This is a genomic window from Geodermatophilus sp. SYSU D00779, from assembly GCF_054050595.1.
The window spans coordinates 106,958-126,849 of the sequence record NZ_JBJGZQ010000002.1; the positions used below are offsets into that span (position 1 = coordinate 106,958).

Below are 19,892 nucleotides of genomic sequence, written 5' to 3' on the forward strand. Positions count from 1 at the left end.
CCTGTGGGAGCGTGTGGGTCAGGCGAGGCGCCGGGCGCCTGCGGAGGGCACGACCGCGAAGGCCCGCGGCGGGGTGAAGCCCTGCTGCGCGAAGCGATCGGTGATCGCCCGCGCCACGCCGTCGGTGCGGTCGGCGTCGACCAGCACCACGGCGCTGCCACCGAAGCCGCCGCCGACCATCCGGGCGCCGGCGGCGCCGGCCTCCAGCGCGGTGTCCACGGCGGTGTCGAGCTCGACGGTGGAGATCTGGAAGTCGTCGCGCAGCGAGGCGTGCCCGGCGGTGAGCACCGGCCCGATCGCGCCGGGGTCGGCGGTCTCGCGCAGGATCCGCACGACCTCGAGGACGCGGGCGTTCTCGGTGACGATGTGCCGCGCGCGCCGCAGCAGCACCTCGCCCTCGGGGGTGCCGTCGTCCAGCGGGGCCAGCGCGGCCACGTCCGGGACGTCGCGCAGGGCGCGCACGCCGAGCCGCTCGGCGGCCCGCTCGCACTCGCGGCGCCGGTCGCCGTAGCCGCCGGTGGCGTGGTCGTGCGTCGTCCCGGTGTCGACGACGAGCAGCTCCAGCCCGGCCGCCCGCAGGTCCAGCGGCACCTGCTCGGTGCTTCGGTCGCGGGTGTCGAGGAACAGCGCGTGCCCGGCGGTGCACAGCAGCGACGCGGACTGGTCGAGGATGCCGGTGGGCGCGCCCACGAAGTCGTTCTCCGCCCGCCGCGCCACGTCGACCAGGTCGGCGACGGCGAGGTCGGGGGCGGCGAGGTCGCGCAGCGCCAGCGCGACCGAGCAGGACAGCGCGGCGGACGACGACAGCCCCATGCCGGCCGGGACGTCGCCGTCGACCAGGACGCTCACCCCGCCGGGCACGCGGTCGCGCAGCGCGTCGACGACGCCGGCCGGGTAGCCCGCCCAGCCACCGGGCCGCCCGGGCGCGAGCTCGGTGACCGGCACCTCCACCCGGTCGTCGGGGTGCTGCGCGGAGACGAGGGCGACCAGCCCGTCGTCCCGGCGGGCGACCGCGGCGCGCGTGGTCTGCGGCAGCGCCACCGGCAGCACGAAGCCGTCGTTGTAGTCGGTGTGCTCGCCGATGACGTTCACCCGGCCCGGCGCGGCCCAGACCCCCTCGGGCGGCCCGCCGAACGCCTCGGTGAACGCCTTCCGGGCCACGTCCGCCGCCGTCACCGCACCGTCCCCACGTTCCTCAGCTGCTCGGCGACGTCCTCCGGGACCGTGTCGGTGATGAAGGCGCCCATGCCGGACTCCGAGCCGGCCAGGTACTTCAGCTTCCCCGGCGCCCGGCGCAACGAGAACAGCTGCAGGTGCAGCCACCAGTCCTCGCGCCCGCGGCCGACCGGGGCCTGGTTCCAGGAGGCGATGTAGGGCATCGGGGTGTCGAAGCGGTGGGCGAAGCGGCCCAGCACGTCGAGGTAGAGCTCGGCCAGGGCGTCGCGCTCCGCAGCCGTGAGCGCGGGCAGGTCGGGCACCCGCCGGTGCGGGAAGACCTGCAGCTCGTAGGGCCAGCGGGCGGCGGCCGGCACGAACGCCGTCCAGTGCTCGTTGGCGGTGACCACGCGGGGCCCGGCGCGCTCGGCCGTGAGCACGTCGGCGAACAGGTCGCCGCCGGTCTCCCGCCGGTGCCGCTCGACCGAGGCCAGCACCTTCTCCACCCGCGGCGTCACGAACGGGTAGGCGTAGATCTGCCCGTGCGGGTGGGAGAGGGTCACCCCGATCTCCTCGCCGGAGTTCTCGAAGACGAAGACCTGCTCGATCCCGTCGATGCCCGACAGCTCGGCGGTGCGCTCGGCCCACACGTCGACGACCAGCCGGGCCCGGTCGGCGCCGAGCGTGGCGAAGGACCGGTCGTGCTCGCTGGTGAAGACCACGACCTCGCAGCGGCCGAAGCCGGGGTGCAGCTCGGTCAGCGGGGCGCCGGGCGCGGTCGGGGGGACGTCGCGCTCGACGGCCGTCGCCAGGGACGGGAAGCGGTTCTCGAAGACGACGACCTGGTAGTCGGCCTCGGGGACCTCGGTGGGTTCGCGGCCGGGCCGGGTCGGGCACAGCGGGCAGAGGTCCGCCGGGGGCAGGAAGGTCCGCGTCTGCCGGTGCGAGGCCAGGACCACCCACTCGCCGAGCAGCGGGTCCCGGCGCAGCTGCGAGTGGGTGCTGACCGGGGGCAGGTCACGGGGGTCCTCGGCGGTGTGCGGGGGCGCGGTGTCCCCGGCGTCGAAGTAGAGGATCTCCCGGCCGTCGGCCAGCCGACGACTCGTCCGGATCACGGGTGGGACCTGCCTTCCCGCCGCTCGTGACTGTGCGTGAACGGCGTCCCGACGCTAGACCCGCCCCAGCGACCCGGCCACCCCGGCGGCACCGGAGACGACGAGAGCCCCCGGTCGGGTGACCGGGGGCTCTCGCTCGCTGTAGCCCCGAAGGGATTCGAACCCTCGCTACCGCCGTGAGAGGGCGGCGTCCTGGGCCGCTAGACGACGGGGCCGTGCGTCTCCATGCTGCCACGCGCCGTCGGTGGCCCGCGCACCGGGGTGGGCGGCCCGAGGACGACGAGAGCCCCCGGCCGGGTGGCCGGGGGCTCTCGCTCGCTGTAGCCCCGAAGGGATTCGAACCCTCGCTACCGCCGTGAGAGGGCGGCGTCCTGGGCCGCTAGACGACGGGGCCGTGCGGGTGGTGCTGAGGAACTGTGTCTCCAGGCAGACGTCTTCCTCGCTGGGGTACCAGGACTCGAACCTAGACTAACGGAACCAGAAACCGTCGGGCTGCCAATTACCCCATACCCCAAGGGTGGTGCTGCACCTCGCGGCGCTGCATACCACCATACCCGATGCCCGGGGGTGGTCCGGGCACCCCCCACGGTGACGGTGGTCGCAGGTCGAGCGCGGCGGTCCGCACCTCCGGCCGCAGCCACCGGCGGGTGCGCACGACCAGGCCGACGTACGCGGCCATGGCCAGCAGGTCGATGAGCACCACGAGCACGCCGGTCCCGGCCGGGACGGCGTCGGTGGCCACGCCCTCCCCCAGCGACCCGGCCAGCAGGAAGACCACCACGTTGTTGACGGCGTGCAGCACGATCGCCGCCTCCAGGCCGCCGGTGAGCCAGACGACCGCCGAGGCCGCCAGCCCGAAGGCGAACCGGTCCAGGAACGTCCAGACGTCGGGCGGCAGGTGGGCCGCCGAGAACAGCGCGGCGGTCAGCACCGCCGCCACCACCGCGCCCGCGCGGGGCCGGCCCACCCACCCGGCGATCGCCTGGCTGAGGTACCCGCGGAACACGTACTCCTCCGCGGCCGACTGCAACGGCGTCGTCAGCAGCACGACGAGCAGCAGCCACACGAACCCGTCGACCGGGCCGGTGGCCTCCCAGTCCCCGGCCACGAAGCCCAGCAGGACGCTGAGCAGGAGCCCGGCAGCGAGCGTGGGCAGCGCCAGCAGCGTGTACGGCGCCAGCAGCCGCCACCGCAGCCGGGCCAGCACCGACGACGACCAGCCGATCCGCATCCCGTGCGCGGCGGCCCACGACAGCCACACGCAGGGGATGGCGACGATCAGTGAGATGTTCGTGAGCAGCAGCAGGCCGGGATCGGTGAGGTCGGTCGGGTCGATCGCCGTGGGGTCCGGCAGCACCCCGGTCGCGAAGCCGGCGACGAACACCACCGCGGTCGCCGCGAGGGTGGCGACGAGGTAGACCGCGGTGAACAGCAGCAGGCCCAGCAGCGGCCGCCACCAGTGCCAGTCGCGCGAGCGCATCGCCTGCAGGTACTCGACCGGTTCGTCGTGCGGCGGGGTGCCCGGCGGCAGCTGCCACCGCATCCCGGGCGGGGGCACCCACGGCGCGGGTGGCGGCCCCCACGGCGGGGCGGTGTGCGGCCCCGGCTGCAGCGGCACCGGTCCGAGCGGCCACGGGACCGGACCGACCGCCGTCCCCGCGGCCGGCGGCGCGTGCCCGCCGTACAGCGCCCCGGGGACGTACGGCGGCGCTCCGTAGGGCCCGGTCGGCGGCGGCCCGGTGTAGGGCTCGTCGTCCGGCACGGCCCAGCCGGGCGGTCCCGCTGCGCTCATCCGGTCACCCGGGGACGGCGGCCCGCGCCGCGGCGAGGCGGGCGAGGGTGCGCTCGCGACCCAGCAGCTCGATGGACTCGTACAGCGGCGGCGACACCGTGCGGCCGCTGACGGCGACGCGCACCGGGCCGAACGCCTGGCGCGGCTTGCGGCCCAGCCCCTCGACGAGCGCCTCCCGGAGCGCGGCCTCGATGGCCGGCGTCGTCCACTCGGGCAGCTCGCGCAGCGCGGCCTGCGCGGCGTCGAGCACCTCGGTCGCCTCCGGGCCGGCCAGCTGCTTGGCCGCGGCCGCCGGGTCGACCTCGACGTCGTCCACGAACAGGAAGCCGAGCAGCCCCACGGCGTCGGAGAGGACGATCATGCGCTCCTGGGCCAGCGGGGCGATCGTCTCGAGGACGCGCCGCTGCTCGGCCGTCGGCGGCTCGGCGACCAGCCCGGCGCGGGCGAGGAAGGGCACCACCCGCTCGGTGAAGTCCGCCACCGGCAGCGCGCGCAGGTGGGTGGCGTTGATCGCCTCGGCCTTCTTCAGGTCGAAGCGGGCCGGGTTGGCGCTGACCCGGGTGACGTCGAAGGCCTCGACCATCTCCTGCATCGAGAAGACGTCGCGGTCCTCGGCGATCGACCAGCCCAGCAGGGCGAGGTAGTTGGCGAAGCCCTCGGGGACGAAGCCGCGCTCGCGGTAGACGTCGACGTTGGACTGCGGGTCGCGCTTGGAGAGCTTCTTGTTGCCCTCCCCCGTCACGTAGGGCAGGTGGCCGAAGCGCGGTGCGCCGGAGGCGACGCCGATGTCGGTCAGCGCGCCGTAGAGCGCCAGCTGCCGCGGCGTGGAGGGCAGCAGGTCCTCCCCGCGCAGGACGTCGGTGATGCCCATCAGGGCGTCGTCCACCGGGTTGACGAACGGGTAGAGCGGCACCCCGTTGGCCCGGACGATGACGAAGTCGGGCACGGAGCCGGCGGCGAAGCGGATCTCCCCGCGGACCAGGTCGGTCCAGGCGAGGTCCTCGTCGGGCATCCGCAGCCGCAGCACCGGCTCGCGGCCCTCGGCGCGGAAGGCCGCCTTCTGCTCGTCGGTGAGGAACCGGTCGGCGTTGTCGTAGCCGAGCTTCGGGTCCTGCCCCGCGGCCAGCCGGCGGGCCTCGACCTCCTCGTTGGTGGAGAAGGACTCGTAGGCGTGCCCCGCCGCCAGCAGCTTCTGGGCGACCTCGCGGTAGACCTCGTGCCGCTCGGACTGCCGGTAGGGCCCGTGCGGGCCGCCGACCTCCGGGCCCTCGTCCCACTCCAGGCCCAGCCAGCGCAGGCTGTCGAGCAGGTGCCGGTAGGACTCCTCGGAGTCGCGGGAGGCGTCGGTGTCCTCGATGCGGAAGACGAACGTGCCGCCGGTGTGCCGGGCGTGCGCCCAGTTGAACAGCGCGGTCCGGAGCAGGCCGACGTGCACCGTGCCCGTCGGCGACGGGCAGAAGCGGGTGCGGACGGCGGTCACCGCAGGCCGCCGGCGGTGGAGGTGGTGTCGGCGCCGCTGACGCCGTTGACCAGGGACCCCAGGCCCTCGATGGCGCACTCCACCCGCTGGCCGGGCCGGATCGGACCCACGCCGCTGGGGGTGCCGGTGAGCACGACGTCGCCGGGCAGCAGGGTCATCACCTGCGAGATGTAGGAGACCAGCGTCGGGATGCCGAAGAGCAGCTGGCTGGTGCGGCCGGACTGGCGCAGCTCGCCGTCCACCGTGCAGGTGACCTCGAGGTCGGCGGGGTCCTTGCCGAGGCCGGCGAGGTCGGTCTCGATCCACGGGCCCAGCGGGCAGAAGGAGTCGAAGCCCTTGGCGCGGGTCCACTGCCCGTCGCTGGCCTGCATGTCCCGCTCGGTGACGTCGTTGGCGATCGTGTAGCCGAACACGCTGCCCAGCGCCTGCTCCGGGGTGACGTGGCGGGCGCCGCGGGCGCCGATGACGACGGCCAGCTCGACCTCGTGGTGGACGTTGGTGCTGCCCGGCGGGATGCGGATGGCGTCGCCCGGGCCGATGACCGTCGTCGACGGCTTGAGGAACAGCAGCGGCTGCGACGGGGCGTCGCCGGTGCCCATCTCCTCGACGTGCGCCGCGTAGTTCTTGCCGACGGCCACCACCTTGCTCGGCAGGATCGGCGAGAGCAGCCGCACGTCGGCCTGCGCGTGGCGCTGGCCGGTGAAGGAGATGGTGCCGAACGGGTGGCCCTCGATCTGGGCGACCTGGCCGTCGCCGTCGAGGACACCGAAGGACATGCCCGAGGGCGAGGCGAAGCGGACGATGCGCACGCTCCGAGGCTAGTCGCCGCTCTGCGCGCGCCCGTGCCGAGGAGGACCTACCGTGCCCCCATGGCCTGCCGTTTCTCGGAACTCGTGGTGGACAGCCGCGATCCCGAGGCGCTGGCGGCCTTCTGGGCCGAGGTCCTCGGGTACGGGGTCCTCGGCCGCGAGGAGGACGGTGCCGTGGAGATCGGTCCGGCCGCCGGCTTCGGCGGTCCGGCGCCGACGCTGGTCTTCGCCCCGGTGGCCGAGCCGACGCCGGGGAAGGTGCGGCTGCACGTCGACGTCAGTCCCACCGACCGCGACCAGGACGCCGAGCTGGGACGGCTGCTCGCCCTGGGAGCCACCCGGGCGGACGTGGGACAGTCCGGCGCGGAGAGCTGGTACGTGCTGGCCGATCCGGAGGGCAACGAGTTCTGCCTCCTGCGCCGCCGCCTCGATCCCCTGTGACCGAGTCCAGACAGAGGAGACCGACATGATCCTGATCGTCATCAAGATGCCCGTCCGGCCCGACCGCATCGACGAGTTCCGGACCCACGCCGACGAGTACGCCCGGGCGGTGAACGCCGAGGAGGGCAGCCTGTTCTTCGAGTGGTCCCGCAGCGTCGAGGACCCGAACACCTTCGTCTGCATCGAGGGCTTCCGGGACTCCGAGGCCGGCGCCTCGCACGTCGCCACCCCGCACGCCAAGGCCGCGTTCGACTGGATGTCCGACCTGGTCGCCGAGCAGCCGCAGATCATCTACATCGACGCCCCGGAGGTCAGCGGCTTCGGCCCCATGGGCGAGGTCAAGCCCCGGGGCTAGCCGCCGCGGGGCGCGGGGGACGCGTCGTCCCCCGCGCAACCGCCGCTGCACCTGCGAGAGTGATCACGTGACCCGCGCTCTCGCGGTGCTGACGTGCCTCGCGCTGCTCACGGTCGTGGTCGAGGCGACCGACGACCCGCGCCCGCTGCTCGCCGTCGCCCTCGGCGTGACGTTCGCGGCGCACGCGCTCGTCGCGCTGCCCTGGCTGGCCGGTCAGCCCGTGCCGCGCCGGTACTGGCTGACCGCCGGCCACGTGTGCCTGCAGCTCCCCCTCGGCGTGCTGATGTTCGGGGCGGCGCACGCCGGGGTGGGGGCGACCCTGCTGCTGCTCGTGCTGGTCGCGCAGAGCGTGCTGCTCCTGCCGCTGCCGGCCGCTGCCGTGGTCACGGCACTGGTCCCCCTCGTGCACGCCGGGATGGGCTGGGCCGACTTCGCGCGCAACGGCCTCGGGATGTTGGGCGCGGCGGTCTTCACCGCGGTCGTCACCGCACTGCTCCAGCGGGAGCAGCAGGCCCGGGCCGAGCTGGCCGAGGCGAACGAGCGGCTGCGCGGGTACGCCGCCCAGGCCGAGGAGCTGGCGACGACGCGGGAGCGCAACCGGCTGGCCCGCGACATCCACGACGGCCTCGGCCACCACCTGACCGTCGTGCAGATGCAGGTGCAGGCCGCCCGGGCCGTGCTGCCGTCGGACCCCGGCCGCGCCGACGAGGTCCTCGCCAAGGCACAGCAGCAGGCCAGCGAGGCGCTGGCCGAGGTCCGCCGGTCGGTGGCCACGCTGCGCGAGCCCCGGACGTCGCCGCCGCTGCGCACCGCCCTCGAGGCGCTCACCGCGGAGGTCTCCGCGGCCGGCGTCCCCGCGACGCTCGAGGTCGTCGGCACCGAGCGGCGGCTGCCCGCGGAGGCCGAGGAGTCCCTGTTCCGGTCGGCGCAGGAGGGGCTGACCAACGTCCGCAAGCACGCGGCGGCGACCTCGGCCCGGGTGACCCTGACCTACGGCGACGACGGGACGGTGCGGCTGAGCGTGCGGGACGACGGCTGCGGCCTGCCGGCCGGTGCGCACGACGCGGACCCGCGCGGCTTCGGGCTGGTCGGGCTGCGGGAGCGGGCGGCGCGCGCCGGCGGGCAGCTGGTCGTGGCACCGGTCCCGGGCGGGGGCACCGAGCTGCTGGTGGAGGTGCCGGGATGAGCGCCGTCCGCGTGCTGGTGGTCGACGACCAGGCGCTGTTCCGCGAGGCGTTGGCCACGCTGCTGGGCGCCCGGCCCGAGGTCGAGGTCGTCGGGGAGGCCGGGGACGGGCAGCAGGCGCTGGAGCGGGCGGCCGCTCTGCAGCCCGACGTCGTCCTCATGGACCTGCACATGCCGGTGCTCGACGGGATCGCCGCGACCCGGCGGCTCAAGGTCGAGCAGCCCGGTGTGCGGGTGCTGGCGCTGACGACCTTCGACGACGACGAGGACGTCTTCGCCGCGCTGCGGGCCGGCGCGCTGGGCTACCTGCTCAAGGACGTCTCCTCCGACCGCCTGGTCGAGGCGGTGCTGTCGGCGGCGCGCGGGGAGTCGGTGCTGCAGCCGTCGGTGGCGGCCAAGGTGGTGGCCCGCTTCGCGCAGCTGGACGACGCCCCGCGGTCCCGGCCGCAGCCGCTGGTCGTGCCGCTGTCCGACCGCGAGCTCGACGTGCTCCGGTTGCTGGCGGACGGCCGCAGCAACCGGGAGATCGCGCGGGCGCTGTTCCTGGCCGAGGGCACGGTCAAGAACCACGTGACCAACGTGCTGGGCAAGCTCGGCGCCAGGGACCGCACCCAGGCGGCGCTGCGCGCCCGGGCCCTCGACCTGCTCTGAGGGTCATGCCGGGACGTGACCGGCGACCGTGACCTCCGGCACCTGGCAGGGACGGCGCGACGCCCGACGCTCTGCGGCATGACGACGCAGACCCCTCCCCAGCACACGCACAGCCGCGGCCGGCGCACCTGGCACCTCGTCCGCCACTACCTCGAGATGGTCGTCGCGATGGTGGTCGGGATGGCGGTCCTGGGCCCGGTCGAGGCCCTCCTCTGGCCCGGCGTGGACGACCGGGTCGACGTGCACGCCGTGGTCATGGCCACCAACATGGCCGTCGCGATGGCCGCCTGGATGCGGTTCCGCGGCCACTCCTGGCCGGCGATCGCGGAGATGTCCGCGGCGATGTACGTGCCGTTCGCCGTCCTGCTGGTGCCCTACTGGGCGGGCGCGGTGTCCGGCTCGTTCCTGTTCACCGCCGGGCACGTGCTGATGCTCCCCGCCATGGCGCTGGCGATGTGGTGGCGCCTCGACGAGTACGCCGGCTGCTGACGGTGCCGTGCGCCCGGGGCGCGTTCCCACCGGGGACGCGCCCCGGGCACACGACCGGCCGTCACCGCCCCCGGCAGGTCACCGGTTGCGGACGGCGTAGGTGAGGGCGTCGACCAAGGCGTGCCAGGAGGCCTCGACGATGTTGTCGTGGACGCCCACGGTGGTCCACTCCCCCACCCCGTCGGTGCTGTCGATCAGCACCCGGGTCGTGGCGCCGGTGCCGCCCTTCCAGCCCAGGATGCGCACCTTGTAGTCGGCCAGCGAGACGTCGGCCAGCTGCGGGTACCGGCTGACCAGCGCCTGGCGCAGCGCGTTGTCCAGCGCGTTGACCGGGCCGTTGCCCTCGCCGGTGCTGATGACCCGCTGCCCGTCGACGTGCACCTTGACCGTGGCCTCGCTCATGACCTGGCCGTTGCCCCAGTGCTCGACGGAGGTCCGGTAGCTCTCCAGCTCGAACAGCGGCGGCGGCGCGTCGGGCAGCTCGGCGCGCAGCAGCAGTTCGAAGGAGGCGTCGGCGGCCTCGAACGACCAGCCGTCGGCCTCGAGCACCTTGACCCGGTCGACGACGCGGCCGATGACGTCGGTGTGCCCGTCGAGGTCGACGCCGAGCTCGCGGCCCTTGAGCTCCACCGACGCCCGGCCGGCCATCTCGGTGACCAGGATGCGCATGTCGTTGCCCACGAGCTCGGGGTCGAGGTGGTTGTACAGCTCGGGGCTGACCTTGATCGCGCTGGCGTGCAGGCCGGCCTTGTGCGCGAACGCCGAGGCGCCGACGTAGGGCTGGTGCTCGTCGGGGGCGATGTTGGCCAGCTCGGCGATGGCGTGGCTGACCCGCTGCAGCTCGGTCAGGCAGCCCTCGGGGACGACCGGCAGGCCCATCTTGGTGACCAGGTTGGCGATCAGCACGAAGGTGTCGGCGTTGCCGGCGCGCTCGCCGTAGCCGTTCGCCGTCCCCTGCACGTGGGTGACGCCGGCCTCGACCGCGGCCAGGGAGTTGGCGACGGCGCAGCCGGTGTCGTCCTGGCAGTGGATGCCCAGGCGGCCCTCGACCCGCGCGCGGACGTCGGCGACGACCCGGCCCACGCCCATCGGCAGCATCCCGCCGTTGGTGTCGCACAGGACCCCGACCTCGGCGCCCGCGGCGAAGGCCGTCCGCAGCACCTCGACGCCGTGGTCGGGGTCGGCGGCGTACCCGTCGAAGAAGTGCTCGCAGTCGACGAACACCCGCCGGCCGTGCCCGACCAGGAAGGCGACGGTGTCGCGCACCATCGCGAGGTTCTCCTCGAGCGTCGTCCGCAGCGCCTCGCGCACGTGCCGGACGTCGGACTTCGCGACCAGGCAGACCACCGGCGTCTCGGCGTCGAGCAGTGCGCGCACCTGGGCGTCGTCCTCGACGCGGACGCCGGCCTTGCGGGTGGAGCCGAACGCCACCAGCTGGGCGTGCCGCAGCTTGAGCTCGGTGCGGGCGCGGGCGAAGAACTCGGTGTCCTTGGGCAGCGCGCCCGGCCAGCCACCCTCGATGAAGCCGACACCGATCTCGTCGAGCAGCCGGGCGACGGCCAGCTTGTCGGCGACGGAGTAGCTCACGCCCTCGCGCTGGGCGCCGTCGCGCAGCGTGGTGTCGAAGACGTGGAAGTCGGGCTGGGTGGACATCGGATCTCCTGCGGGTGGGCGGCCCGAACACGAAAAAGACCCCCCGGGTACGGGAGGTCGGCGCGCGGTCGGGGAGGTGACTGCGCGCTACGTGCTAATGAGCGAGGCGATGGCGTTCGAGCCGGCGGGGTGCATCGCCGTCGAGTAAAGCACGCCCGGGCGTCCGGTTCGACCGCCGCCGTGCCGTGCCCACCGATGGACTCCCGGGGGTGGCCCCGACACACTGCCCAGCGCAGGGTCGCAGGCGACGACGCCCATCGGGAGGCCCGGGTGCCCCATCCGTTCGACCGCAGCGGTACCGAGGTCGGCCCCGACGGCGTCCGGCGCTACACCCGGCTGCCCCGCCGGACGACCTGGTCGCCTCCGCCCGCGAGCGGCTGGCCGACTTCAAGGTGCCGCAGTACCTGTCCGTCCGCAGCGAACCGCTGCCCCGCAACGCCGGCGGCAAGGTGCTCAAGCCGCCGCTGCGGGAGCGGGGCGACTGGCAGCCCGTCGGCTGACGCCCGACCACCCGAGGGGTCCGTGCCCACCCTCGAGACCGTCCGTGGCCCCGTCGACACCGCCGACCTCGGCCCGACCCCCGTGCACGAGCACGACCTCGTCCTGTCGACCGAGCACGTCCGGGACCACGGGGTCGGCACCTGGTGGGACGAGGACGAACGCGTCGCCGACGTGCTGACCGAGCTCGGGTCACCCGGCAGCGACACCGATCCGGGCGCACCGTTGCGGGTCCGGGCTCACGACCGGTGGTGAGCCCGGACCCCCGGTGACCAGCTCAGCTGGTCATCGGGGGCGCTCAGCCGCCGGCGAGCGCGGCGAGCCGGTCGCCGACCTCCTGGGTGCGCACCGGGGCCTGCGGGTCGCGGGTGGAGAGGTCGAAGGCGACGGCGGCGTCGACCTTGCGGGCCTGGTCGGCACGGCCGAGGTGCTGGAGCAGCAGGCCGACCGACAGCACCGTGGCGGTGGGGTCGGCGACCCCCGTGCCGGCGATGTCGGGTGCCGAGCCGTGCACCGGCTCGAACATGCTGGGGTTGGTGCCCGAGGCGTCGAGGTTGCCGCTGGCGGCCAGCCCGATGCCCCCGGTGACGGCCGCGGCCAGGTCGGTGACGATGTCGCCGAACAGGTTGTCGGTGACGATGACGTCGAAGCGGCCCGGGTCGGTCACGAAGAACATCGAGGCCGCGTCGACGTGCTGGTAGGCGACGGTGACCTCGGGGAACTCCGCGGAGACCTCCTCGACCGTCCGCGACCACAGCGACCCGGCGTGGGTGAGCACGTTGGTCTTGTGGATCAGCGTCAGGTGCTTCCGCGGCCGGGCGACGGCCCGCTCGAAGGCGTAGCGGACGACCCGCTCGACGCCGAACGCCGTGTTCAGGCTGACCTCGGTGGCCACCTCGTGCGGGGTGTCGCGGCGCAGGACGCCGCCGTTGCCCACGTAGGGCCCCTCGGTGCCCTCGCGCACGCAGAGCATGTCGATGGCGCCGGGCCCGGCCAGCGGGCTGCGGACGCCGTCGAACAGCCGGGCCGGGCGCAGGTTGACGTGGTGGTCCAGCTCGAAGCGCAGCCGCAGCAGCAGGCCGCGCTCGAGGATCCCCGGCGGGACGCTGGGGTCGCCGATGGCACCGAGCAGGATCCCGTCGTGCTCGCGCAGCTCGTCGAGCACCGTGTCCGGCAGCAGCTCGCCGGTGCGCTGCCACCGCGACGCGCCGAGGTCGTAGGGGGTGCTCTCGACGTCGGGCGCGACCGCGCGGAGGACCTTGAGGCCCTCGGCCACCACCTCCGGACCGATTCCGTCTCCAGGGATCACAGCCAGGCGCATGGGGACAGACCCTAGGTCAGCGCGGGGTGAGGTCCGCGGAGCGGGCCTCACGCGCGCCGATCCGGCCGGCGATGTCACCGAGCAGCTCGGCCGGGACCGGGCTGTCGACGGTCACCGCCATGAGCGCCTCGCCGCCGCGGGTGGTGCGGCTGACCTGCGCGCCGGCGATGTTGATCCCGGCCTCCCCCAGCGCCGCACCGACCGCGCCGACGACGCCGGGCCGGTCGGTGTAGACGAAGAACAGCAGGTAGCCCGAGGCGTCCAGGTCCATGTCGAAGCCGTTGACCTCGACCAGCTTGGGCACCTGGTTCTTGCCGAAGAGGGTGCCCGAGACCGTCACCTCGGTGCCGTCGGCCATCGCGCCGCGGACGCTGATGAGGTTGCGGTAGTCGGGGCTCTCCACGTCGCTGGTGAGCGCCACCTCGAGGCCGCGCTGCTGGGCGAACAGCGGGGCGTTGACGTAGGTCACCTGCTCCTCGACGACGTCGAGGAAGACGCCCTTGAGGACGGCCAGCTGGAGCACCGAGTCGTCGAACTCGGCGATCTTGCCGCGCACCTCCACGGTGACCGACTGGGCCAGCCCGCCGGCGACGGCGGTGAACACCCGGCCGAGCTTCTCGGCCAGCGGCAGGCCCGGGCGGACGTCCTCGGCGACGACCCCGCCCGCCTGGACGTTCACCGCGTCGGGGACGAAGTCTCCCTGCAGCGCGAGCCGGACCGAGTGCGCCACGGCGGTGCCCGCCTTGTCCTGCGCCTCTGTCGTCGATGCGCCCAGGTGGGGGGTGACGACGGTGTTGGGCAGCCCGAACAGCGGGCTGTCGGTGCACGGCTCCTTGGCGTAGACGTCGATGCCGGCCGCGCGGACCTGGCCCGACGCGAGCGCCTCGGCCAGCGCCGCCTCGTCGACCAACCCGCCGCGGGCGGCGTTGACGATGATCACGCCGCGCTTGGTGGTGGCCAGCTCGGCCGCGCCGATGAGGCCGAGGGTCTCCGGCGTCTTGGGCAGGTGGACGGTGATGAAGTCGGCCTCGCGGAGCAGCTCCTCCAGCGACACCATGCGGACGCCGAGCTGCGCGGCCCGGCCCGGCTGGATGTAGGGGTCGTAGGCGATCAGCGTGACGCCGAAGGCGGCCAGCCGCTGCGCCACCAGCTGGCCGATCCGGCCCAGGCCGACCACGCCGACGACCTTGTCGGTGACCTCGACGCCGGTGAACTTCGAGCGCTTCCAGGTGCCCTCGCGCAGCGACGCGTCGGCGGCCGGGATGTGCCGGGCAGCGGCCAGCAGCAGCGCCACCGCGTGCTCGGCCGCGCTGACGATGTTCGACGTCGGCGCGTTGACGACCATGACGCCGCGCTCGGTCGCCGCGGCCACGTCGACGTTGTCCAGCCCGATGCCGGCGCGGGCGACGACCTTGAGGTTCGGGGCGGCGGCCAGCGCCTCGGCGTCGATCTGCGTGGCGCTGCGGATCATCACCGCGGCGGCGTCGGCCAGCGCGGGCAGCAGGGCGGCGCGGTCGGCGCCGTCCACGTGACGGATCTCGACGTCACGCCCCAGCACCTCCAGCACGCTGGGGGCGAGTTCTTCGGCGATCAGGACGACGGGCGCGGTCGTGGTCACGGGACCACAGCCTAGGGAGCAGCGCCGCCCCGGGCCCACCAGCCCCTTCCCGGGGTGATCAGCGATCCCCCGCCGAGGAGTGGGGTCGCTTGCCCGGGTGGGGACGGCCGGACATCCTGGCCGGGACGGTCGGCGGACGCCGGCGCCGACGGAGGAGACCATGAGCACCCACGACGACGAGCACGGCTCCGGCACGGACCCCCGGTACACGCCTCCGCAGCAGTACGGGCAGCCGCCCCCGCAGTCCGGGCAGCCGTACGGGGGCCAGCAGTACCAGCCCTCCCCGTACGGCCAGGGCCAGCCGCCCGGCCAGCCCGGGTACGCGCAGCAGTACGGCCAGCCGGGGTACCCGCAGCAGTACGGCCAGCCGGGCGGCTACGGCCCGTACGCGCCGCAGGGCCAGTACGGCCAGTACGGGCAGTACGGCCAGTACGGGCAGACGGCGGTGCCCGCGCGCCCCACGCCGGTCGTGGTCGCTGCCGTCCTCGGCTTCGTCTTCGGCGCCTTCGGCGTGCTGATGTCCCTGGGCCTGCTCCTCGGCGGCGCGGTGTTCGGCACCGTCTTCGAGGACCTGGTCGCCAGCGACCCGGCCTTCGAGGACGTCGACACCAGCGGGGTCGACACCGGTCAGATCACCGGCGTGCTCGTGGTCCTGGGGATCCTCGCCCTGGTCTGGACCGTGCTCATGATCTGGGGCGCGGTGCGCGCGCTGACCGGTCGCAGCCGCGTGCTGCTGCTGGTGGGCGGGGCGATCGCCGTGGCGGTGACCGCGCTGTTCCTGGTCGGCGTCCTCTCCGGCGTGTCGACCGGCGGGGCCGGTGGCGGCGAGGTCGTCTTCTCCCTGCTGCTGTTCCTCGCGGCCCTGGCGATCGTCGTGCTGCTGTGCCTGCGGCCGGCCGCGCAGTACTTCGCCGCGCACCGCGCGCGGCGCGGCCGCTGACGCCGGGCCGGGGGCGCCCCGTGTCCGAGACCGACCGGGCCGGCACCCGACGGCCGCCGCACGTCCTCATGGCGGCGGTCGCCGGCTCGGTCGAGGCCTTCCTGCTGCTGCTGGCCGCCCTGCTCTACTTCACCTACAGCGCGTTCGGTCCGTGGCTGGCCGTCTTCGGTGCGGTGTTCCTCGGCCTGGCGATCGCCTGCGTCGTCGGCAGCGTGCTGGCGCTGCGCGGCCGGACGCCCCGCGTCCTGATGGTCGCCGCGGCGACGGCGGCCGCGATCGCCGTGGTCCTCATCGCGATCTCGGCCGCCGGCGGGGCGGGCTTCGACGCCTTCTCGGCGGCGGTCGTGCTGCTCGGCGTGGGACCCGTCGTCCTGCTGCTGCAGGCGCCGTCCCGGGAGTGGTTCGCCGCCTCCCGCAGCCGCTGAGCCGCGGGACGACGAGGCCCCCGCTGCCGATCGGCAGCGGGGGCCCGGAGGATGCCGTCGGCCCCGTCCCGGGCCCCGCCCTGAGCCTGCGGAGGGTGGGGAGGACGGGGTCCTCTCTCAGCTCCGTGCAGCGGTGCCGGTGTAGTCGTCGGACGTCGACACCCAGCTCATCAGGCCGCGCAGCTTGCGCCCGGTCTCCTCGATCGGGTGCGCCTCGGCCTCGGCCCGACGGCGCTTGAAGTCCGGCGCACCGGCGTCCTGGTCGGCGATGAACTCGGCCGCCCACGAGCCGTCCTTGATCCGGGCCAGGACGTCCTTCATGGCGTCCTTGACGTGCTGGTCGATGACCTTCGGGCCGGAGGTGTAGTCGCCGTACTCGGCGGTGTCGGACACCGACCAGCGCTGCTTGGCGATGCCGCCCTCGTACATGAGGTCGACGATCAGCTTCAGCTCGTGCAGGCACTCGAAGTAGGCGATCTCGGGCTGGTAGCCGGCCTCGGTGAGGGTCTCGAACCCGGCGGTGATCAGCGCACTGGCGCCGCCGCAGAGCACGGCCTGCTCGCCGAACAGGTCGGTCTCGGTCTCCTCGGCGAACGTCGTCCTGATGACGCCGGCGCGGGCGCCGCCGATGGCCTTGGCGTAGGACAGCGCCAGCTGCAGGGCCTGGCCGCTGGCGTCCTGCTCCACGGCGACCAGCGCCGGCACGCCCTTGCCGTTCTCGAACTCGCGGCGCACCAGGTGGCCGGGGCCCTTGGGGGCGACCATGGCGACGTCGACGCCGGCCGGGGGCTTGATGTAGCCGAACCGGATGTTGAAGCCGTGGGCGAAGAACAGCGCGTCGCCGTCCTGCAGGTTGGGCTCCACCGACTCGGCGTACACCCTCCGCTGCACGTGGTCCGGGACGAGGATCATGATCAGGTCGGCCTCGGCAGCGGCCTCGGCCGGGGTCACGACCCGCAGGCCCTCGGCCTCGGCCTTGGGCTGGCTCTTGCTGCCCTCGGGCAGGCCGACGCGGACGTCGACGCCCGAGTCGCGCAGCGACAGCGCGTGGGCGTGGCCCTGGCTGCCGTAGCCGATGACGGCGACGGTGCGCCCCTGGATGATCGACAGGTCGGCGTCGTCGTCGTAGAAGATCTCGGCGGCCATGCGGTGGTTCGTCCCTTCGGTGGTGTGACGGGTGGCCCCTCTCCCGAGGCTCGCCCCGAGCTTGCGAGGGGTGAGGAGGAGAGGGGTCCTTCTGCCTTTCAGGCGGTGCGCTCGACCGGGCGCAAGGTACCGGCGCCGCTCATCGAGCGCGGACCCCGGCCCAGGGCGACCGTGCCCGACTGCGCCATCTCCTTGATGCCCAGCGGGGCGAGGACGGCGAGCAGGGCCTGGAGCTTGTCCGGCGTGCCGGTCGCCTCCAGGGTCACGGTGTCGGTGTTGACGTCGACCACGCGGGCGCGGAACAGCTCGGCGGTCTGCAGCACCTGGGTGCGGTCGGCCATCGGCGCGCGCACCTTGACCAGCAGCAGCTCGCGCTGGACGGCGGCCTCGGCCTCCAGCTCGACGATCTTGATGACCTCGACGAGCTTGTTCAGCTGCTTGGTGATCTGCTCCAGCGGCTGGCTCTCGGCGTCGGCGACGATCGTCATCCGGGACAGGTCCGGGTTCTCGGTCGGCCCGACGGCGAGGGACTCGATGTTGAAGCCGCGCCGGCTGAACAGGGCCGAGACGCGCGCCAGGACACCGGACTTGTTCTCGACGAGGACCGACAGGGTGTGGCGGCTCATTGCCAGGGTTCCTTTCGACGTGACGACTGGCACCGGGTGTGGCCCCCGTTCAGGGCCCCGCCGCGAGCCTGCGAGCGGTGGGGGGAACGGGGGTCCTTCGACTCACACCTGGTCGTCGCCGAAGACCGGGCGGACGTCCCGCGCGGCCAGGATGTCGTCGTTGCTGGCGCCCGCGGCCACCATCGGCCACACCTGCGCGTCGGCACCGACGATGAAGTCGATGACCACCGGGGCGTCGTCGATGGCCATCGCCTTCTCGATGACGGCGTCGACGTCGTCCTTGCTCTCGCAGCGGAGACCGACGCAGCCCAGCGCCTCGGCCAGCGCCACGAAGTCGGGGATGCGCACCGGCGTGGGCCGGCCCTCGGCGTCGACCGGGTGCAGCTTGGTGTTGGAGTAGCGCCCCTCGTAGAAGAGGGTCTGCCACTGGCGGACCATGCCGAGGTTGCCGTTGTTGATCAGGGCGACCTTGATCGGGATCCCCTCGATGGCGCAGGTGGCCAGCTCCTGGTTGGTCATCTGGAAGCAGCCGTCGCCGTCGATGGCCCACACGGTGGTGTCCGGGCAGCCGTACTTGGCGCCCATCGCCGCGGGCACGGCGTAGCCCATCGTCCCGAGGCCGCCGCTGTTGAGCCACGTGCCGGGCTTCTCGTACGTGATGAACTGGGCGGCCCACATCTGGTGCTGGCCGACACCGGAGGCGTAGATCGCGTCCGGTCCGGCGATCGCGCCCAGCCGCTCGATGACGTACTGCGGCGACAGCGCGCCGTCCTCGGGCCAGTCGTAACCGAGCGGGTACTTCTGGCGCCACTGGTCCAGCTGGGCCCACCAGGCGGACAGGTCGGGCGTGCGGCCGGCGTCGCGCTCGGCGCGCAGCGCGGTGACCAGCTCGGCGATGGTCTCCCGCGCGTCCCCGACGATGGGCACGTCGGCCTTGCGGTTCTTGCCGATCTCGGCCGGGTCGATGTCGGCGTGCACGACCTTGGCCCCGGGGGCGAACGACGACAGCTGGCCGGTGACCCGGTCGTCGAAGCGGGCGCCGAGGGCGACGAGCAGGTCGGCCTTCTGCAGCGCGGTGACCGCGGTGACGTTGCCGTGCATCCCGGGCATCCCGAGGTTCTGCGGGTGGCTGTCCGGGAACGCGCCGCGCGCCATGAGGGTGGTGACCACGGGGGCACCGGTGAGCTCGGCCAGCTCGGCCAGCTCGGCGCTCGCCTGCGCCTTGATGACCCCACCGCCGACGTAGAGCACCGGCCGGCGGGCGGCGGCGATCAGCGCGGCGGCCTCGCGGACCTGCTTGCCGTGCGGGCGGGTGGTCGGCTTGTAGCCGGGCAGGTCCAGCCGCGGCGGCCACGAGAAGTCGGTGGTGGCCTGCAGGGCGTCCTTGGAGATGTCGACCAGCACCGGGCCGGGGCGGCCGGTGGCGGCGAGGTGGAAGGCCTCGGCGATCCGCTGCGGGATCTCGGCGGCGTTGGTGACCAGGAAGTTGTGCTTGGTGATCGGCATCGTGATGCCGCGGATGTCGGCCTCCTGGAAGGCGTCCGTGCCGATCGCCGCACTCGGGACCTGACCGGTGATCGCCACGATCGGGACCGAGTCCATGTAGGCGTCGGCCAGCGGGGTCACCAGGTTGGTCGCGCCGGGGCCGGAGGTGGCCATGCAGACACCGACCCGGCCGGTGGCCTGGGCGTAGCCCTGCGCGGCGTGCCCGGCGCCCTGCTCGTGCCGGACGAGCACGTGCCGCACCCGCGAGTCGAACAGCGGGTCGTAGGCGGGCAGGATCGCGCCGCCCGGGATGCCGAAGACGACCTCGACACCGACCGCCTCGAGCGACCGCACGAGGCTCTGCGCCCCGGTGATGCCGGTGAGCGGCTCGGCGGCGGCCTCCTCGACCGAGCGGGCGGTCGTCTCGACCCCCGTCAGTGCCTCGGCGGCCTCGCGGGTGGCGGACCCACCCGGGGTGGTGCTGGTCATGGCGTCTCCTGGCCGTGCGTCTCGCTGGTCGGGCCTTGCTGGGGTGCCCCGGAACGGGGCCGTCGGTCGGTGCCGTGCGGTGGTCGGCGGTGCCTGCGGCGCGGGCCGGCGGCGTCGGAGGAGGTCGGGGCCCGCAAACGAAAGACCCCTCGTGCCTGCGGGCACAGAGGGGTCAGCGCGTCGGTCGAGAGGACCGACGCGCTAGGCGACTACGAGGAG

The 19,892-nt window shown here is 74.0% G+C and carries 19 protein-coding genes and 3 tRNA genes; 8 read left to right on the forward strand and 14 right to left on the reverse strand.

The window, feature by feature from the left end; all coding sequences use genetic code 11:
* Positions 1-18: 18 nt before the first annotated feature.
* From galK to ACI79G_RS01900, 8 genes are all read right to left on the reverse strand, one after another.
* A complete protein-coding gene (galK, locus tag ACI79G_RS01865) occupies positions 19-1,176 on the reverse strand; it encodes a galactokinase (RefSeq protein ID WP_456879174.1) in 1,158 nt (385 codons plus the stop codon).
* Entirely contained in the window at positions 1,173-2,270 is a 1,098-nt protein-coding gene (galT, locus tag ACI79G_RS01870) for a galactose-1-phosphate uridylyltransferase (RefSeq protein WP_456879176.1), read from the reverse strand. Before galT ends, galK begins: the two co-directional genes overlap by 4 nt.
* A 142-nt stretch (positions 2,271-2,412) precedes the next feature.
* Positions 2,413-2,485: transfer RNA gene (locus tag ACI79G_RS01875), tRNA-Glu, on the reverse strand.
* Positions 2,486-2,591: 106 nt separating this feature from the next.
* Positions 2,592-2,664 (reverse strand) — tRNA-Glu (locus ACI79G_RS01880).
* 48 nt (positions 2,665-2,712) lie between these two features.
* Positions 2,713-2,784, reverse strand: a tRNA-Gln gene (locus tag ACI79G_RS01885).
* Entirely contained in the window at positions 2,770-4,062 is a 1,293-nt protein-coding gene (locus ACI79G_RS01890; RefSeq protein WP_456879178.1) for a CPBP family intramembrane glutamic endopeptidase, read from the reverse strand. The genes ACI79G_RS01885 and ACI79G_RS01890 overlap by 15 nt, the downstream gene beginning before the upstream one ends.
* Before the next feature lie 4 nt (positions 4,063-4,066).
* The gene (gene gltX / locus ACI79G_RS01895; RefSeq protein WP_456879180.1) at positions 4,067-5,542 is read right to left on the reverse strand and encodes a glutamate--tRNA ligase; all 1,476 of its coding nucleotides are present in this window, start codon (positions 5,540-5,542) and stop codon (positions 4,067-4,069) included.
* The gene (locus ACI79G_RS01900; protein ID WP_456879182.1) at positions 5,539-6,351 is read right to left on the reverse strand and encodes a fumarylacetoacetate hydrolase family protein; all 813 of its coding nucleotides are present in this window, start codon (positions 6,349-6,351) and stop codon (positions 5,539-5,541) included. The genes gltX and ACI79G_RS01900 overlap by 4 nt, the downstream gene beginning before the upstream one ends.
* 60 nt (positions 6,352-6,411) lie before the next feature.
* On the opposite strand from ACI79G_RS01900, the gene ACI79G_RS01905 reads away from it, so the two are divergent.
* The 5 genes from ACI79G_RS01905 to ACI79G_RS01925 all read left to right on the forward strand — a co-directional run bounded on the left by ACI79G_RS01905 (position 6,412) and on the right by ACI79G_RS01925 (position 9,472).
* Positions 6,412-6,792 carry a VOC family protein gene (locus ACI79G_RS01905; RefSeq protein ID WP_456879184.1) on the forward strand — a complete coding sequence of 127 codons (381 nt, stop codon included), beginning with the start codon at positions 6,412-6,414 and terminating at the stop codon, positions 6,790-6,792.
* 25 nt (positions 6,793-6,817) lie between these two features.
* Positions 6,818-7,147 carry a putative quinol monooxygenase gene (locus tag ACI79G_RS01910; RefSeq protein WP_456879186.1) on the forward strand — a complete coding sequence of 110 codons (330 nt, stop codon included), beginning with the start codon at positions 6,818-6,820 and terminating at the stop codon, positions 7,145-7,147.
* Positions 7,148-7,214: 67 nt separating this feature from the next.
* Entirely contained in the window at positions 7,215-8,333 is a 1,119-nt protein-coding gene (locus tag ACI79G_RS01915; protein WP_456879188.1) for a sensor histidine kinase, read from the forward strand.
* The gene (locus tag ACI79G_RS01920; RefSeq protein WP_456879191.1) at positions 8,330-8,983 is read left to right on the forward strand and encodes a response regulator; all 654 of its coding nucleotides are present in this window, start codon (positions 8,330-8,332) and stop codon (positions 8,981-8,983) included. The genes ACI79G_RS01915 and ACI79G_RS01920 overlap by 4 nt, the downstream gene beginning before the upstream one ends.
* A gap of 78 nt (positions 8,984-9,061) precedes the next feature.
* The gene (locus ACI79G_RS01925) at positions 9,062-9,472 is read left to right on the forward strand and encodes a hypothetical protein (RefSeq protein ID WP_456879193.1); all 411 of its coding nucleotides are present in this window, start codon (positions 9,062-9,064) and stop codon (positions 9,470-9,472) included.
* Between the two features lie 78 nt (positions 9,473-9,550).
* Here ACI79G_RS01925 and cimA read toward each other — a convergent pair whose 3' ends face one another.
* On the reverse strand, positions 9,551-11,125 hold the full coding sequence (gene cimA, locus ACI79G_RS01930) for a citramalate synthase (protein WP_456879195.1): 1,575 nt from the start codon (positions 11,123-11,125) through the stop codon (positions 9,551-9,553).
* Positions 11,126-11,647: 522 nt separating this feature from the next.
* Between cimA and ACI79G_RS01935 the strand changes: the two genes are divergently transcribed.
* Entirely contained in the window at positions 11,648-11,878 is a 231-nt protein-coding gene (locus ACI79G_RS01935; RefSeq protein ID WP_456879197.1) for a hypothetical protein, read from the forward strand.
* A gap of 43 nt (positions 11,879-11,921) precedes the next feature.
* On the opposite strand, the gene ACI79G_RS01940 is transcribed toward ACI79G_RS01935, so the two are convergent.
* Both ACI79G_RS01940 and serA read right to left on the reverse strand, forming a co-directional pair.
* Positions 11,922-12,944 (reverse strand): 3-isopropylmalate dehydrogenase, encoded by a 1,023-nt coding sequence (locus ACI79G_RS01940; protein ID WP_456879199.1) that lies wholly within the window; start codon positions 12,942-12,944, stop codon positions 11,922-11,924.
* Positions 12,945-12,960: 16 nt separating this feature from the next.
* Positions 12,961-14,562 carry a phosphoglycerate dehydrogenase gene (gene serA / locus ACI79G_RS01945; protein WP_456879201.1) on the reverse strand — a complete coding sequence of 534 codons (1,602 nt, stop codon included), beginning with the start codon at positions 14,560-14,562 and terminating at the stop codon, positions 12,961-12,963.
* Positions 14,563-14,722: 160 nt separating this feature from the next.
* Here serA and ACI79G_RS01950 point away from each other — a divergent pair, with 160 nt between their 5' ends.
* Together ACI79G_RS01950 and ACI79G_RS01955 are read left to right on the forward strand one after the other, a co-directional pair.
* Complete coding sequence (locus tag ACI79G_RS01950; protein ID WP_456879203.1) at positions 14,723-15,502, forward strand: hypothetical protein; 780 nt, start codon at positions 14,723-14,725, stop codon at positions 15,500-15,502.
* A gap of 20 nt (positions 15,503-15,522) precedes the next feature.
* Complete coding sequence (locus tag ACI79G_RS01955) at positions 15,523-15,927, forward strand: hypothetical protein (RefSeq protein ID WP_456879205.1); 405 nt, start codon at positions 15,523-15,525, stop codon at positions 15,925-15,927.
* Positions 15,928-16,044: 117 nt separating this feature from the next.
* Here ACI79G_RS01955 and ilvC read toward each other — a convergent pair whose 3' ends face one another.
* The 3 genes from ilvC to ACI79G_RS01970 all read right to left on the reverse strand — a co-directional run bounded on the left by ilvC (position 16,045) and on the right by ACI79G_RS01970 (position 19,673).
* Complete coding sequence (gene ilvC / locus ACI79G_RS01960) at positions 16,045-17,175, reverse strand: ketol-acid reductoisomerase (RefSeq protein ID WP_456879414.1); 1,131 nt, start codon at positions 17,173-17,175, stop codon at positions 16,045-16,047.
* Positions 17,172-17,699 (reverse strand): acetolactate synthase small subunit, encoded by a 528-nt coding sequence (ilvN, locus tag ACI79G_RS01965; protein ID WP_091212547.1) that lies wholly within the window; start codon positions 17,697-17,699, stop codon positions 17,172-17,174. Before ilvN ends, ilvC begins: the two co-directional genes overlap by 4 nt.
* 102 nt (positions 17,700-17,801) lie before the next feature.
* Positions 17,802-19,673, reverse strand: a complete 1,872-nt coding sequence (locus ACI79G_RS01970; RefSeq protein WP_456879208.1) for an acetolactate synthase large subunit — start codon at positions 19,671-19,673, stop codon at positions 17,802-17,804.
* Positions 19,674-19,892 lie beyond the last annotated feature (219 nt).